Consider the following 15,889-nt stretch of genomic DNA (forward strand, 5'->3'; position numbering starts at 1 on the left):
ATTTAGGATAGCTCACGTTTGTATTGAATGCTATATTCAGCTATTACTTTCCTTTTTCCTTAGCCCAAGTGTCTTTCAAACCTACTGTTCTGTTAAATACCAGCTTATCGGCAGTAGTGTCAGGGTCTAGGCAGAAATAACCTTTACGCATAAACTGATAGTTTGTACCAACAGTTGCATCTTTTAAGCTTGGTTCTACCAATACATTGTTGAGTAAAGTTAAAGAATCAGGATTGATGAATTTTTTGAAATCATCGCCAACTTGCGAGGCATCTTCCAAAATCAACAATCTGTCATACACACGTACCTCGGCAGGAACGGCGTGTTGAGCCGATACCCAGTGAATCGTACCTTTTACATGAATACCAGAGGTATCTGCGCCCGAACGACTTTCAGGAATATAACTACAGTGTATTTCGGTAATATTGCCAAATTCGTCTTTTACAAAGCTATCGCATTTTACGATATAAGCTCCTTTCAAACGTACCATCAAGTCTGGCCCCAAACGGAAGAACTTTTTAGGTGGTACTTCCATAAAATCTTCACGCTCAATAAATACCTCCCTTGAGAATGGCACTTCACGGTGGCCTGCATTAACATCTTCAGGATTGTTTTCTACCGAAACGTTTTCGGTTTGTCCTTCAGGATAATTGGTAATTATCAGCTTGACAGGGTCAAGTACAGCCATTACTCTAGTAGCGATTTTGTTCAAATCTTCTCTAACGCAAAACTCCAATACCCCTACATCAATCAAGTTGTCACGTTTAGCCACACCAATTTTATCGCAGAAATTACGAATAGAAGCCGACGTGTATCCTCTTCTACGCAAGCCCGAAATTGTTGGCATCCGAGGGTCGTCCCAGCCAGACACTACTTTTTCGTTTACCAATTGCAACAATTTACGCTTACTCATTACTGTATGAGTAAGATTTAGGCGAGCAAACTCGTATTGATGCGACGGGAATATATCTAATTTTTCGATAAACCAATCGTATAAAGGACGGTGAACATCGAATTCTAAAGTACAAATTGAATGTGTAATTTTCTCGATAGAATCTGACTGGCCATGAGCAAAGTCATACATAGGATAAATACACCATTTGTCGCCAGTACGGTGATGTTTTGCGTGCTTGATACGGTACATCAATGGGTCACGCATGTGCATATTGGGGTGAGCCATGTCTACCTTGGCACGTAATACCTTAGCCCCATCTGGAAACTCGCCATTTTTCATTCTTTCAAACAAAGCGAGGTTTTCTTCTACAGAACGGTAGCGATATGGGCTTTCTTCACCCGGAACATTCGGATTACCTTTTTGAGTAGCAATTTGTTCAGACGTTTGGTCGTCTACATAAGCCAATCCTTTTTTAATCAAAGCTACAGCCAGCTCGTACAATTGGTCAAAATAATCAGACGCATACAACTCGTTTTCCCAATCAAATCCCAACCAACGCACATCGGCCTTGATAGAATCTACATATTCGGTATCTTCGGTTACGGGGTTGGTATCGTCAAAACGGAGATTGGTTTTACCGCCAAATTTATCGGCCAATCCAAAGTTTAAACAAATAGATTTTGCATGACCTATGTGTAAATATCCATTTGGTTCAGGAGGAAAACGTGTATGAACACGACCACCATTTTTACCTGCTTTAATGTCTTCTTCAACAATTTGTTCAAGAAAATTTGCGGGATTCCGCTCTTGTGTTTTTTCTTTTTCTTCTGCCATAATGCCAAATTATCAATTTCTGCGATAGAAAACTTCTGAGAAGACCTATCTAATTTAGTAAGAACAGTTAATCAAAACTTTATCAACCCAACCGATAGTATTTGAATCTTGTATTGTAATAAATACGAATTTACGCAATTTTATGGAATGGGGAGAAAGAAAAACTATATTCTTCACTTTTGGTATGGCTTGTTCAACAATTCGGGCAAACCGATGTTGTATGATTATCTAGCCAACCAAAACAATGTTGTAATATGGAATCAAAACATTTAGATGCCCAACAAATTGACCGTATCGTCGAAATGGCATGGGAAGACCGTACACCCTTCGAGGCAATCTTGGCTCAGTTTGGCCTCAAAGAACAAGAAGTAATCGAGCTAATGCGTAAAGAAATGAAACGCTCGTCATGGAAAATGTGGCGAAAAAGGGTGCAAGGTCGGACAACCAAACATCGTGCCAAAAGTACAATTTTGGATGGTCGATTCAAATGTAATTTACAAAGGAATATCACCCTCAATAAAATTTCAAAAAGAAAGTAATTTTCTGCTATTTTAATCGTTGAACTTGCACGCATAACCATTATGGACATTTCGTTTAGGCAAAACATTATAGGTTTTTACCTAAGATTATACCTCTTAATAAAAATTTTATTTTACAAAAGTGCTTTAATATAAAATTTCTTAGAAATTTGATAGAAACTCTTTAACTTTGTATATTACTTTCCACCCTTGTATAAAATGGGTGTGATATGAAGCAAAGAGATTTTGAAATAGATAGAAAAACACTAATAGCCTATCTAGTAATAATTCAAAATCTATCATTCTAAACTCCCAATAAAATGAGTGCAATTAAACTAGACCAGATAGACCATAAGGTGCTGGAAATTCTTCAACAGAACGCAAAAATTACTAATGCTCAATTATCAAAAGAGATTGGGTTGTCGCCTGCACCTACGCTTGAACGTGTTAAGAAATTAGAAACATCGGGAATTATACAGAGTTATCACGCACAACTTAATAGAGATAAAGTTGGTTTGGGCGTTACTACGTTCGTAACCGTATCGTTGACTGGACACAAAAAACAGGTTACTGAATCTTTTGTTTACCAAATCAATGAAATACCAGAGGTTATTGAATGTCATCACGTTACTGGCTCGGGCGACTTTCTTTTGAAAATCATTGCTAAGGATATTTCTTCTTATCAGAAATTGATGCTTGAAAAAATCAATGAGATTGAAGAAGTAGCGGGTACTCAAACAATGGTGATTCTTTCTACGTTCAAAGAAAGTAAGGTACTACCAATACCTTGATAATGAACCAATTAAAAACTAAAATCCCATTCATAATACTATCATGAATGGGATTTTTTTATGGGTTTTACCTATTCTTCGACAACTGTATAGTACGTAAAATTTAAGGCATCGAATACTTCTAACATTTGTGAAATAAACTGTGGGTTATTTAGCGAAAAATTGAGGTAGTTTTCGACACGCTCTTGTGGTGCTCCATTAGGAAACAATTTATGTTTCACACCCAACAACTGATTCACTTCTGTTTCTTGGTTACGTTCTTCGGCTTTTTTTAGGCGTTTTTCCAAATGCTCTATACTATTCAAAAGCTTCTGTTGCTCACCTTTTACTGCTCCTTCCAAGGTTTTATCTATCTTGACAGCTTTTGCCAAAATCTGCTCGAATATGGCCGAAAAATCACTTGCATGCTCTGACAAACTTAGGGTATTCTCAGAGTTTTTTTCTACAAAATTTTTCTTTAGTGTGATTTCGTCTAAAAACAAATCTTTAACCGAAAGCCCCAGTTTTTCCATTTTTTTATGCGAAGCTTTGTTGATTACCAAAGCAAAATTACGTGGCATTAAAATAGGAAATGCTACTTGGTATTCGTCAAAAATACTTTTTAGTTGTAACCAATAAGGTACTTCGGAAGGCCCACCGATATAGGCCAAGTTAGGCAATATAACCTCTTCATAAACAGGCCGAAGCACTACATTGGGGCTAAACTTTTGTGGCTCAGTAGCTAATAACTCAAGGATTTGGGTTTCGGTAAATACCAGATTGGTATTAAGAACTTTATAAAGACCATCTTCTTTTACAATGCGTTCTCTGATACCATTGTCAAGAAAGAAGAAATTGATTTCGCGTGGAGCAATTTGGGTTTTATACCCCAATTTTTCTAATTGGCTAGTCGTAGCCTGTACTTTGTGCCAAGCAGTATGATTCAGTAAATCATCTTTGATAATAGGCAAAAACTGTTGTTTGAGTTGAATATCGTCGGCATCTATACAAATCAAGCCTTCAGTACCAAATAACTCATTGGCATAACATCGCACAGCATCGGCCAGTGTTTGATGAGAAAGATACGCATTTTTAAAGGTTTCAGGACAATCGGCCAATTCGTCGATAATAGCCTTGATTTCGCTAGGGTTCATTCTGCCAACAGCACCCGTTTGTTGGGTTGTCCATTCATGTTTTTTGCCAAATAACGAAAAATGGTTTATTTCAGCAAAATCATGATCTTCGGTAGCCATCCAATACACAGGTACGAAGTTGTATTGAGGAAACGCCTTTTTTAATGATTTGGCAAGGTTAATTACTGTAATCAATTTATAGACTACATACAATGGGCCTGTAAAAATATTGAGTTGATGGCCAGTGGTTACAGTAAATGTATTTTCGTTGAGTAATACTTGTAAATCAGGATGATGAGGTAAATTTTCATATTGTTTTTCAAGGACATCCACCAAAACAGCCCTTTGGTCGATACTGAATGATTTTTGGGCTATTTGCTTTTCAAAACCTTCCAGATGAGGAAATTGCCCATAGAAATTCTCTAAGAGAGAAGTCTGAGCCATATAATCTAAAAATAACGATGAAAATTGATTGGTTTCCTTCAAAGGAAGCGTATGTACTTGCATGATGCTTATGAATGCCGTTTGGGGCGTTTGCGAATTGAGCTTGATGATTGTCTATTATAAGGAGGCTTATCTAACAAACCTTTTGTAACTAACGCATAGTTTTTCAAGTTTGTTCTTTCTGTAGGTAAAATGTTTTGTTTCGCATTTATAAATTATATTTGTATTAGTAACAATCTGAATAAGTAGTACTCCATTTCTATTCTATACCCATATATTCCTAGTCTGAGTATTAGGCATAGAATTTGCTATATTATTGGTGCTCAAATATTATTATTATAGCTTCCCCATGCAAAAACTTTTATTAATTGTATCGATTTGCCTACTCGTCATCAAAGTAAGTGCACAGCAAAATCCGCAGTATAGCCAATATATGATGAATACCTATCTTATCAACCCAGCGGTTGTTGGTATTGAGGATTACACCGATATTAAAACGGGCTATCGCAATCAATGGACCAATTTTGAGGGAGCTCCAACTACTTTTTATGTAACTGCCCATTTGGCTTTAGACAAACCCGACCGTACCAGTACAGGTATTACTCCCAATATTAGCAAAACAATTCGTCGTCCTCTTACACCGTCTCGCCAATTTGATGGTTCGCCACGTGTGCCTGGGCATCAAGGTATTGGTATTTCTTTAATTTCAGATAAAACGGGGCCTAGTTCGCAAGTAAGTTTACTGGCTAGTTATGCGTATCATATTCCTATCACGGGGCATTCCAAATTATCGATTGGAGCATCGGGTGGTATGACGCAATATACTTTGGATTTTTCAAATCTTCAAGTAAAGGACAATCCCGACCCTGCTATTTTGGGAGGTGGCAAAATTACAGCATGGCAACCTACCATTAATATAGGTATGTGGTATTACTCTCGCCAATATTATATCGGTGCATCGGCCAATCAGTTATTATTTCAAAACTATAACTACAAATCCAATACCGACAATACATCGGGATATTCGTGGGTAGGTAGTGTATTTCCACACTACTTTGTTTCGGCGGGCTGGCGACAAGAACTCAATGAAGACTGGGCGGTTATTCCTTCGGTATTGTTAAAAAAAGTAAATCTTGCCCCTATTACTTATGATATTAATTTGAAGGCCATTTATAATGATAGGTTTTGGTTTGGTGCGTCATATCGCAACAAAGACGCTGTAGTAGCTTTATTAGGGTGTAATATTAGTTCATTAATCAATATTGGCTATTCTTATGACTTTACGATGTCTGACCTCAGAGAACGCTCAAGAGGAACACACGAAATAGTGATTGGGGTAATGCTCAACAATCGCCACAGAATTATTTGTCCACAACATATTTGGTAATATGTTTGCCTCATCAATTTCTAAGTTGATACCTTATAGGCCTTATTAATACTTCAAAAAAGCCCAGAAAGGTCTTTTTTGAAGATAGGCCAAATTTTCATCTTCTTGGTAAGCCTCTCTTTCAAAAATAATATTTTTGTATGCTCGATAATGTGAGTACCCCTTGAGACGATTCCACAGGTACGATAACAAATACCATACATAAAATGGTAAAATAAGTAGCTCGGCCTGTTGCCTGAAATGAATAAGCTCATGGTGGATTAAAGCAGCTGAAGGATTGGCTTTTTTGACCAATACAAAAGGGAAAAGAGCCATTCCTGCTACAGGCAACTGAGCGACAACCACTATCCACACATATTTGCTCTTGTACTTCATCGTTGTATTTCCTCTATAAATCGGTTGGAGTGCTAGAAAGCAATATCCTCGACAAAAATTCTTTTCGTTTTCGTCTCGAAATCAACACTTTGCGAGCATTCGACATAATTGCAAATTTATGTTCATCAGTATCGTACTGATACAAGTGATTCAGGTTAATTAAATGAGATTTGTGGGTTCTATAAAATTGCTTGAATGGCAGCTCCTGCTCAAAAACCTTGAGGGTGCGAGCACTTATTTGAAGAGAGCCATCTGTCAGGTAAAAAATCGTGTAATTCCTAATACCTTCCAGATGTACAATATCATCAAAGGCAATAGAAATCATACAACTGTGACAAGGTAATAAAATACCAACTTGTTCATGTTCAACATGACGTGGTGTAAGATTCTTAGGCATTAACATTTGTAGAGAATTATTATAAGTAGGAGTACTGAACTTCTAGTACTGAATTAGTGATTAAATATATAGCATAGTTATTTACTATCAACGTAGAGATTTAGCTTTTATTTAGCCTGATTTTTATACTATTGTTTGGTGTACTTCTGGTTAATTTTATCATAAAGTGCCGCTGGAACATTGGGTTTTGTGTTTGTAACTTTTACTTCTGGACGCACCCAGTCTAAATGTCCTTTTACCCACGCGTATGCCAATCCCAAAATCAATATTCCTATAAAAATAAACATTTCTATTACCGAAAACCACCTCCAAAGGCCATTGGTAGTTTGTATTAAATACTCATTTCCAAAAACAGTTGCCCACGGAAACAGAAATATCAATTCGATATCAAACAATACAAAAAGTAAGGCTATTACATAAAAACGGATATTAAAACGCACATTGGCATTGCCGTCGGGTTCTTCACCCGACTCGTAGGTACTTAGTTTTTCTATATTAGGACGGCTAGGTCTCAGCATTTTGGCCACAAACAATATAACTACTGTAAAGGCAATAGCTGTGATGATAAATAGCAGTATATATCCAAAATCTGTTAACATAATTTTCAGGATTTTTTCCGAATATTAAAATATCCTTTGATAACGGTAAATGTAGTAATAAACAAAAAGAATAATACGATATAATGTACGTAGTTGATAATCCAAGGGAATTTTACACCAAACCAATAGCCCCCACCCACCAGCGACACCACCCAAATAGCCCCCCCAGTAATATTGAGAAACAAATACTTTGGATAATTCATTTTGCTAATACCCGCAAGAATAGGAGCAAAGGTACGAATGTAAGGTAAAAATCGGCTGATAATAAGAGCTTGGCTGCCGTATTTTTCAAAAAAATCACGTGTTGCATCCAAATGCTTTCTTTTAAAATACCATGTATCTGGACGATTCTCTAGGGTATTTCCAAAAAAACGACCAAACAAAAAACCTGTAAGCGAACCAATAACGGCCGCCAAAAACAGGTACAATATCACGGTAGTAATAGGGTAAAGCAACAGCCCACTACCCACAAACACGCCTGTCAAAAACAACAAATAGTCACCTGGTAGAAAAAAGGCAAAGAATAGGCCATTTTCGGCATAAACCACAAATGTGATAGCAAACAAACCTGCATTGATAATCTCTTTTGAGTCTGAGAGATACTTAATTATCTGAGTTATATCCATGAATAATGCAAAAACAATATACGCTTCGCTGAAGGGGAATCGTTTTGATGAATTAGATTCATCAAAAGGCTGAAGTTTTTGTTTTTATTAGTTCAATAATCTATTTTGGTATTTTCAACTATTTTCTTTCATAAACAATTCTTCCATCAAAAATAGTCATTAATACTTGTACATTTTTAATTTTTTCTGGTTGAATGGTCAGAATATCCTCCGAAAGAACCACCATGTCGGCCAATTTTCCTACTTCAATACTTCCTTTTATTTTCTCTTCAAAAGCAGCATAAGCATTATTGATGGTATAACCTTTTATTGCTTCATGAATACTTATTTTTTGTTTGGGTACCCAGCCCATCGGATTCGCTCCGTCTACTGTCTGACGAGTCACAGCAGCATAAATACCCAATAGGGCATTGAGTGGTGCTACCGACCAATCAGACCCCATACACAGCTTTATACCTGCATCTAAAAATGATTGGTATGGATGTGTATAGTCTATTCGATTGCCAATTCTTTTGGCCGCCCAAACGCCATCGTCGATACAATGATAAGGTTGTACCGAGGCAATTACGCCCAATTTAGCAAAGGTAGGAATATCTTCAAACCTTACGTGTTGAGCATGTTCTATTCTAAAACGACGCTCCCATTGAGGGTTTTCTTTTGTAATTTTTTCAAATAGCTTGAGCATCAAAAAGTTGGCCGAATCGCCAATAGCATGAATAGATAATTGCAATTGGTTTTTGTCGGCATCTAAGGCCCATTTGGTTAGATTGCCATTAATCACAATATCAGAAGCCAACCCTCTGGTATTCTGATTTTGGTCGTAAGGTTTAAACATCAAAGCGGTACTCGACCCCAACGAGCCATCGGCATAAGCTTTGAGCGAGCCTAATTTAATTTTATCCGAGCCAAATCCTGCTCGGATACCTGTATTCACCAAATTTTGGTATGAATCTAGTGGCAAACGGGTATAAAATCGGCAGGTAAGTTTGTTTTGTTTTTCTAGCTGCTGATAAGCAATCAAATCTGGCTGAAAAGTAATATCATGTACCGAAGTAATTCCGTTTTCACGAGCCTCTTGTAAGGCTCTTTCTATGTATTTAATCTTTTGTTGGGCTGTTGGTTGCGGAATAATTTTGTATATCAAAGGCATAGCGGCATCTTTCAAAATACCTGTTGGCTCGCCTGTTTTGGGGTCTTTTACGATTTCACCACCATCGGGCGAAGGCGTATCTTTGGTAATGCCTGCCAAGGCCAATGCCTTGGAGTTGGCCAATGCCATGTGCCCATCGAATCGGTCAACAAAGATGGGCGTTTCTTTAGAAAACTCATCTATCATTTCTTTGGTTGGCAATTCTTTCACTTCCCAAGACTCATGATCCCAATTGCCCGATTTTATCCACTCGCCTCGATGTCCATCAACATATTTCTTTAAAATATCTTTAAATTCTTTGGTCGATTTAGCCCCTCTCAAATCTACTCCCAACAAATACATACCACCATCGGCAAAATGCGTATGATTGTCTATCAAACCTGGCAATATCAATTTACCTTTTACATCTACCATTTTAGTTTTACTATCTGACCACACAGCCCTTGCTTCGGGACTAGACCCCACAAAAATGATTTTACCATTGTCGACAACCACAGCTTCGGCAATTGTATTTCTAGCATCGACAGTATAAACTTTGGCATTATAAAAACACACTTTTTGGGCTTTCGCCACAACAGCAGATAGCAACGTCAAGAAGCAGAAGATAAAGTATCTTTTCATAAGAATAAATCGGTAGTTTGATGGCTGGTAAAGTTAAACAAAAAAAAGTGCCACAACTAACAAATTGTGGCACATATAACTTATATCAGTTCTGATAATTCTAACCAGCGAAGTTCTTTTTCGTCAAGCTGTTCGGTGATTTGTTCGATTTCCTTTGCCCAACTGGCCAGCTCGTCGTATGTACCACCCGCATTGAGCTGTTCGGTGAGTTTAGCCTTTCTCTGCTCTAATTTTTCAATATCTGTACCCAATGACTCATACTCTTTTTGTTCTTTAAAAGATAGTTTTCGTTTGTTGGTTACAACAGGGGTTATTACCTCCTTTTTGCTTATTGGCTCGGCAACTTTTTCTGTACTTTTAGGCGATGATTTGCTATTTAAAGCTTGTTTGGTAAGGTCTTCTTGCTCGGCTAGCCATTCACGGTAGTCGGTATAGTTACCTGGAAAATCACGAATAACACCTTCCCCTTCAAAAATAAACAGGTGTTCAACCAATTTATCCATAAAATACCTATCATGAGATACCAATAACAAACAGCCCCCAAATTCCATTAAGAAATCTTCCAAAATATTCAATGTCTGAATATCAAGGTCGTTGGTTGGTTCATCCAGAATCAGGAAGTTAGGGTTTTTGATAAGTACACGCATCAAAGCCAAACGTCTTTTTTCTCCTCCCGACAATTTTTCTACTTGAGTATATTGTACTTTCGGTTCAAATTTGAAGTGGGTCAAAAACTGACTAGCCGTAATACTTTGTCCATTACCTAAGGTAACATATTCGGCTATTTCGGTAACAATATCAATCACACGTTGCCCTTCTTTATAGTCTAAATCGCCTTGTTGGTAATAACCATACACAACGGTTTCGCCCGTAGTAATATTTCCAGAATCAGGCTTTAGGTTTTGGGTAATCATGTTCAAGAAGGTAGATTTTCCTGCTCCATTTTTTCCTATAATACCTATTCTGTCTTGTTTTTTGAAAACATAAGAAAAATGAGCTACGATTTTCTGTTCTCCAAAAGTTTTCGACAAGTCATCAATTTCTAGGATTTTACTTCCTTGACGAGCCATTTTTACATTCAACTGTACCTTTGAGTCGTCTTTACTTTGCGAAGCCTTTTCTTTCAAATCATGAAAAGCATCTATTCGGTATTGAGCCTTTGTACCACGAGCCTTCGGCTGACGACGCATCCACTCTAGCTCGGTTCTGAGCAAGTTTTTAGCTTTGTCGATACTTGAGGCTTCCATGGCTTCTCGTTCGGCCTTTTTCTCTAAGAAATAAGCATAGTTTCCTTTGTAAGGAAATGTTTTACCGTTATCTAGCTCAACTATATTATTACAAACTCTATCCAAAAAATAACGGTCGTGTGTTACCAACAATAGCGTTACATTTTGCGAAGAGAGGGTTTGCTCAAGCCACTCGATAGTTGCCAAATCCAAGTGGTTGGTAGGTTCATCCATTATTATTAGGTCAGGCTCTTCTATCAGGATTTTAGCCATAGCCACACGTTTGCGTTGCCCACCCGATAGGTTTGAAATAGGTTTTTCTAAATCATGAATACCTAACTTACCCAAAACCTGCTCTACTTTGCTTTCGTAGTCCCAGGCTTGGTATTTATCCATCAGCTCAATAGCGTTAGCCAAATCGTCGTCGTTATGGTGTAATAAAGCTTTTTCGTACGCCTTCATAGCCTGAATACTCGGCGAGTCGCCATCAAAAAGCGAATCCATTACCGAAAGTGATTCATTAAAAACGGGGTTTTGAGGTAAATATCCTACAGAAATACCTTTTCTAATACTCACAGTACCTTCGTCTGACGGAATTAATCCTGCCAAAACATTCATTAATGTAGTTTTTCCTGAGCCATTTTGACCTACCAAAGCTACTTTATCGCCTTTGAGGATACCAAAATTGATGTTTTTAAACAACCAACGTTCGTTGTAGTTTTTGGAAATATTTTCTGCTGATAAATAATTCATGCTAAATGTTCGATACCAATAACCGAAGAATGGGAAATGTGTTTGTGTATAAGTATAAACAAAATTACATAAAAAAAGCCGTACCTTTTTGGTACAGCCTTATTCATTTCAGGATTACTCTGTTGAAGTAATGCCATTTTTAGGGTATTTAACTGAATATTTTAATGAAAGTTTCTTTTGATTAAATGGCTCAATTTTAATGTTCCAACTGATTTTTCCTGACGATTCTTCGATGGTGGCATCTGGAGCACTTTTATCAAAAACCTCTATTTCTTTCGATTTTGATATAGGGAATTGGTCTTCAACAATCAACTGAATTGGTATGTTTTTTGTATTTCTTATATTGATTTCATATTCAAAATTATCAGTTTTATTACTGCCTAAGAATTGCTTCTTTTGCATTTCTTTTAGTTTTTTTCGAACAACAATAATACTCTTATCTCTACCCAACGAAATATCGAGGGTATCATTCTTGGTCAACTGTAATGATGTTTTACCGAGATATGTACCTTCCAGAAATAGATTCATTTCTCCTTCCATCAGGTTATATTTATCCCAATTGAACAATTTTGCTCGTAAAAACACATCTGTATCTATTTTTGGCACAACACTGTACTCGTACAATACAGGTATATCTTCTTCTTTTATATCAATCATATAAGTTTTCGCATCAGACAAAATGGTAGTTGTTGCCATTACTTCAAAAAGTAAACTTGTAGGAGCTTCTTTCTCATTTACCTCAATAACCCTTTTGGCAGCAGACTTTACATTTAATCCATTCACTCTACCTTGAAGTACATCATCAGTTTGAAGATTATTATTTCTACCATAACCAGCCACCACAACTTCCTCCAAAGCTTTGGAATCTTCCTCTAAATCTACATTTAAAGTATTCTGACTCACTCTTAGTTCTTTATTTTGGAAGCCAATCGATGAAAATACAAGATACAGTGTACTTTTTTGTAGATTAGGCGGTACATTGATTCGGTAATTTCCATTGGCATCGGTCATTGCACCAATAGAAGTTCCTTTCAAAGAAACGGATACCCCTGCCAAGCTCTCTAAGCTTTTGCGGTCACGTACTTTACCATTAATTTCAGTTATAATTGGAGCAATATAGCTTTCAGCAAAATACGAAGAATAGTCATTAGGTTCTCCCCAATACCAATTTTTCAGGGATGGAGGCGTAGATTTTTTACGGGGATTAGCTGTTGAAAAACCTAACGTTATATCTTTCCAGTCTTCGCCTGAATACTGATAAACATTGCCTTTGAAGGCCAAACGCAAAGGTTTGGTTATGTCATTAGCCCTTACATCATAAAAGGGAGTCCAACCTGCTTGATTAACAAAATAAGATATTGAAAACTTAGCTCCTACCACAGGTTCTTTGGCCTCGATAGTAACCACAATTTCGGATGTCAGATTTTCTGTATTTAAGGTTAAATCCGTCAATGCCTGATTGATTTTCTTTTGTTCTTGTTCTAAGCCTCTAATACTTCTTTCTAATTCCAATTGTTTGGTCAGCACCTCCGTCATTCTGATTCGCTGATAGTCTACCAGTTGTTTCAAATCCTCTATTTTAGAAGGGCCAGACAAGGTTTGGTTTTTGACCAATAACTCTTCTTCCCTTTTATAAACCACCAATAGTGATTTTATTCCTTTTATTTTGTCATCAATAGTAAGCTTTTGTTCCTCATATTTCCTGATTGTCTCTTGTTTTTGCTTCTCAGTATCATTTAAACGATGACTTACAAAAACTACGTTGATTTTAGCATCGGTGTTAACCTGAATACTTTGTACGTCAAGTTGGGGAGCTAAACCAGCAAAAACCAAATCTGTTTTACCTACTTGAATATCTGTCTTAGCTTGCCGAATTACCTGTGCTCCTTGTGGAAATACTGTGACATAGTCAATTTTAGATGATACAATTTGAGTTTTAGGGTAAAAAAGGTTTGGGAAAAAGCCTATCCAAACCAGTATATTGATAATTAATTTCATGAGTAAATGGCTTAAATGGTAAAATAAGACGGTAATGAAGGGATTTCTACATCTAAAATACAGGATTATTATTCAAATTCCTCTTTGATTAATAAAACGCTGAGCTATAAACTTATATTTGATTCCCAACTTTATACCATACCAACCATCATTAAACGTATCACTGTATGAGTTGACACCTTCAATTCTTGTTCTATCGGACAGGTTATAGGGAGTTGTACCATCTAGTTTATCTGATGAAACCCAATTGTATATTAAGCCACCACTTAGGTATATACGTGGTGCTAGTTTCCAATCAAGTAATATTTCAAAAGGTATAGCCATTTCTCTGGTATAATAAATCCCCCTATCGCCAATACCTTGTCCATAAGGCTGAAAAATAGGAGTGTGCCTACTTGTCTTATCAGAAGTTGTTCTCAGAAATTGTTTAGAATACACATCATATACATCTGCATGAAAGCGAATAAAAGCAATACCTAAACTAGTAAAGATATTGAGCCGTCTTTCATTATCGTTGGTAAAAAGTCGAGTTAAATTTACAACGGGAGAAATGGACCATTGATAATAATTAGTTTCAGAAGTTGAATAATAAGGTACATAAGTTAAGCCGTTCAAATATCCCATCTGAAAGCTACTTTTCACATGAATTTTTTCAGTTATTCCTTTATCAAGTGTGATTGCTATTCCTGTAGCAGGTTGTGAGAAAGCACCTAATTCACCTACAAGGTTATTAACCTCAAGTTGTGCTGTGATTGAAAAACCATCAACATAACGAAATTGATGAACATGTCTTCTTTGGCAAAATGCAGAGATTGTTATACCTAACAATAGACCAAGCAGTGTAGAGCTACTTTTTAGTATATTCATAATTATATAGTTTTAATAGCTGTATAACATTAAACATACTAAAATACGGAGTAATATCAATTATTAATAGTGTTGAGTGAATATTTTTCTATAAACACATAACTACATACCGAAGTACACTTTGATATTGATAATAATCCTATTCCATCATACAACAAAAAAGGCTACCCTTTCAGGTAGCCTTCACTTTGTTATATATTTGGAGCTTATTTACTTTCCCGCATGTGATTGCAGTATCATCAACGGTACTGGGCTTAACTGCTCTGTTCGAGATGGGAAGAGGTGAACACCAGTCCTATCGGCTCCATAATGCCTGTTGAGGGTATTGTTAATTATATCAGACTCTAGCCTCATATAAACCCTCTAATATCTTGAGGTTCGCATATCGTGAAAGATGTTGAACAAGTAAGAACTAAATAGTTAGTACAGTTGATACAAGCTTTTGGGTAATTAGTATTGCTTGACTTTGGTATCTCTACCTTTACATCTACAACCTATCAACGTTGTCATCTACAACGGCCCTTATTTGGAATACTCATCTTCAGGTCAGTTTCGCACTTAGATGCTTTCAGCGCTTATCTGGTCCCGACGTAGCTACTCAGCAATGCCCTTGGCAGAACAACTGATACACCAGCGGTCAGTCCAACTCGGTCCTCTCGTACTAAAGTCAGAACCTGTCAATATTCCTACGCCCACAACAGATAGGGACCGAACTGTCTCACGACGTTCTGAACCCAGCTCGCGTGCCACTTTAATCGGCGAACAGCCGAACCCTTGGGACCTTCTCCAGCCCCAGGATGTGACGAGCCGACATCGAGGTGCCAAACCTCCCCGTCGATGTGAGCTCTTGGGGGAGATCAGCCTGTTATCCCCAGAGTACCTTTTATCCTTTGAGCGATGGCTGTTCCATACTAAACCACCGGATCACTATATCCTACTTTCGTACCTGATCGACTTGTTTGTCTCACAGTCAAGCACCCTTTTGCTATTGCACTCTACGCACGGTTACCAAGCGTGCTGAGGGTACCTTTGAAAGCCTCCGTTACTCTTTTGGAGGCGACCACCCCAGTCAAACTACCCACCAAGCAATGTCCCTTTTTAGGTTAGAATTCCAGTACAAGAAGGGTGGTATTTCAACGTTGACTCCATAATGCCTAGCGACACTACTTCGCAGTCTCCCACCTATCCTACACATCCAGTACCAGAACTCAATGCTAAGCTATAGTAAAGGTTCATGGGGTCTTTCCGTCCCGTTGCGGGTAAACGGCATCTTCACCGTTACTACAATTTCACCGA

The 15,889-nt window shown here is 37.4% G+C and carries 13 protein-coding genes and 2 rRNA genes (1 of these 15 cut by a window edge); 3 read left to right on the forward strand and 12 right to left on the reverse strand.

The genetic code is table 11. The annotated features are described in order from the left end of the window. Positions 1–43 precede the first annotated feature (43 nt). Positions 44–1,729, reverse strand: a complete 1,686-nt coding sequence (locus FLEMA_RS0130465; protein ID WP_026997854.1) for a glutamine--tRNA ligase/YqeY domain fusion protein — start codon at positions 1,727–1,729, stop codon at positions 44–46. 254 nt (positions 1,730–1,983) lie between these two features. Between FLEMA_RS0130465 and FLEMA_RS70715 the strand changes: the two genes are divergently transcribed. Then, complete coding sequence (locus tag FLEMA_RS70715) at positions 1,984–2,268, forward strand: TIGR03643 family protein (RefSeq protein WP_044172144.1); 285 nt, start codon at positions 1,984–1,986, stop codon at positions 2,266–2,268. 299 nt (positions 2,269–2,567) lie between these two features. After that, positions 2,568–3,038: an Lrp/AsnC family transcriptional regulator gene (locus tag FLEMA_RS70720; RefSeq protein WP_044172145.1), complete on the forward strand. Its 471-nt coding sequence runs from the start codon at positions 2,568–2,570 to the stop codon at positions 3,036–3,038. Positions 3,039–3,109: 71 nt separating this feature from the next. On the opposite strand, the gene bshC is transcribed toward FLEMA_RS70720, so the two are convergent. Then, positions 3,110–4,657: a bacillithiol biosynthesis cysteine-adding enzyme BshC gene (bshC, locus tag FLEMA_RS0130515; RefSeq protein ID WP_026997855.1), complete on the reverse strand. Its 1,548-nt coding sequence runs from the start codon at positions 4,655–4,657 to the stop codon at positions 3,110–3,112. Positions 4,658–4,943: 286 nt separating this feature from the next. On the opposite strand from bshC, the gene FLEMA_RS70725 reads away from it, so the two are divergent. Further along, entirely contained in the window at positions 4,944–5,981 is a 1,038-nt protein-coding gene (locus tag FLEMA_RS70725; RefSeq protein ID WP_044172147.1) for a PorP/SprF family type IX secretion system membrane protein, read from the forward strand. A 45-nt stretch (positions 5,982–6,026) separates the two neighbouring features. On the opposite strand, the gene FLEMA_RS0130560 is transcribed toward FLEMA_RS70725, so the two are convergent. From FLEMA_RS0130560 to FLEMA_RS0130625, 10 genes are all read right to left on the reverse strand, one after another. Beyond that, positions 6,027–6,356, reverse strand: coding sequence for a hypothetical protein (locus FLEMA_RS0130560; protein WP_044172148.1), 330 nt, complete (start codon positions 6,354–6,356; stop codon positions 6,027–6,029). Positions 6,357–6,369: 13 nt separating this feature from the next. Next, entirely contained in the window at positions 6,370–6,753 is a 384-nt protein-coding gene (locus tag FLEMA_RS70730) for a LytR/AlgR family response regulator transcription factor (RefSeq protein ID WP_159102700.1), read from the reverse strand. 128 nt (positions 6,754–6,881) lie between these two features. Further along, a complete protein-coding gene (locus FLEMA_RS0130570) occupies positions 6,882–7,352 on the reverse strand; it encodes an NADH-quinone oxidoreductase subunit A (protein WP_026996364.1) in 471 nt (156 codons plus the stop codon). 5 nt (positions 7,353–7,357) lie between these two features. Beyond that, entirely contained in the window at positions 7,358–7,978 is a 621-nt protein-coding gene (locus tag FLEMA_RS0130575) for a DedA family protein (RefSeq protein WP_026996365.1), read from the reverse strand. Between the two features lie 118 nt (positions 7,979–8,096). Further along, positions 8,097–9,749, reverse strand: a complete 1,653-nt coding sequence (locus tag FLEMA_RS0130580) for an amidohydrolase (protein ID WP_044172151.1) — start codon at positions 9,747–9,749, stop codon at positions 8,097–8,099. An 80-nt stretch (positions 9,750–9,829) separates the two neighbouring features. After that, positions 9,830–11,728 carry an ABC-F family ATP-binding cassette domain-containing protein gene (locus FLEMA_RS0130590; protein WP_026996366.1) on the reverse strand — a complete coding sequence of 633 codons (1,899 nt, stop codon included), beginning with the start codon at positions 11,726–11,728 and terminating at the stop codon, positions 9,830–9,832. A gap of 114 nt (positions 11,729–11,842) precedes the next feature. After that, entirely contained in the window at positions 11,843–13,726 is a 1,884-nt protein-coding gene (locus tag FLEMA_RS0130600; RefSeq protein WP_026996367.1) for a mucoidy inhibitor MuiA family protein, read from the reverse strand. A 72-nt stretch (positions 13,727–13,798) separates the two neighbouring features. Next, on the reverse strand, positions 13,799–14,593 hold the full coding sequence (locus tag FLEMA_RS0130605) for a hypothetical protein (RefSeq protein ID WP_026996368.1): 795 nt from the start codon (positions 14,591–14,593) through the stop codon (positions 13,799–13,801). Positions 14,594–14,790: 197 nt separating this feature from the next. Further along, positions 14,791–14,902: ribosomal RNA gene (gene rrf, locus FLEMA_RS0130615) — 5S ribosomal RNA — on the reverse strand. Between the two features lie 121 nt (positions 14,903–15,023). Then, positions 15,024–15,889: ribosomal RNA gene (locus FLEMA_RS0130625) — 23S ribosomal RNA — on the reverse strand (it continues 1,955 nt past the right edge of the window).

It is taken from the genome of Flectobacillus major DSM 103 (genome assembly GCF_000427405.1).
Classification (GTDB): Bacteria; Bacteroidota; Bacteroidia; order Cytophagales; family Spirosomataceae; genus Flectobacillus; species Flectobacillus major.

Bases quoted from the DNA above. Each gene is read 5' to 3' on its own strand.
- FLEMA_RS0130465 (WP_026997854.1), bottom strand. From the start codon at position 1,729: ATGGCAGAAGAAAAAGAAAAAACACAAGAGCGGAATCCCGCAAATTTT.
- FLEMA_RS70715 (WP_044172144.1), top strand. From the start codon at position 1,984: ATGGAATCAAAACATTTAGATGCCCAACAAATTGACCGTATCGTCGAA.
- FLEMA_RS70720 (WP_044172145.1), top strand. From the start codon at position 2,568: ATGAGTGCAATTAAACTAGACCAGATAGACCATAAGGTGCTGGAAATT.
- bshC (WP_026997855.1), bottom strand. From the start codon at position 4,657: ATGCAAGTACATACGCTTCCTTTGAAGGAAACCAATCAATTTTCATCG.
- FLEMA_RS70725 (WP_044172147.1), top strand. From the start codon at position 4,944: ATGCAAAAACTTTTATTAATTGTATCGATTTGCCTACTCGTCATCAAA.
- FLEMA_RS0130560 (WP_044172148.1), bottom strand. From the start codon at position 6,356: ATGAAGTACAAGAGCAAATATGTGTGGATAGTGGTTGTCGCTCAGTTG.
- FLEMA_RS70730 (WP_159102700.1), bottom strand. From the start codon at position 6,753: ATGCCTAAGAATCTTACACCACGTCATGTTGAACATGAACAAGTTGGT.
- FLEMA_RS0130570 (WP_026996364.1), bottom strand. From the start codon at position 7,352: ATGTTAACAGATTTTGGATATATACTGCTATTTATCATCACAGCTATT.
- FLEMA_RS0130575 (WP_026996365.1), bottom strand. From the start codon at position 7,978: ATGGATATAACTCAGATAATTAAGTATCTCTCAGACTCAAAAGAGATT.
- FLEMA_RS0130580 (WP_044172151.1), bottom strand. From the start codon at position 9,749: ATGAAAAGATACTTTATCTTCTGCTTCTTGACGTTGCTATCTGCTGTT.
- FLEMA_RS0130590 (WP_026996366.1), bottom strand. From the start codon at position 11,728: ATGAATTATTTATCAGCAGAAAATATTTCCAAAAACTACAACGAACGT.
- FLEMA_RS0130600 (WP_026996367.1), bottom strand. From the start codon at position 13,726: ATGAAATTAATTATCAATATACTGGTTTGGATAGGCTTTTTCCCAAAC.
- FLEMA_RS0130605 (WP_026996368.1), bottom strand. From the start codon at position 14,593: ATGAATATACTAAAAAGTAGCTCTACACTGCTTGGTCTATTGTTAGGT.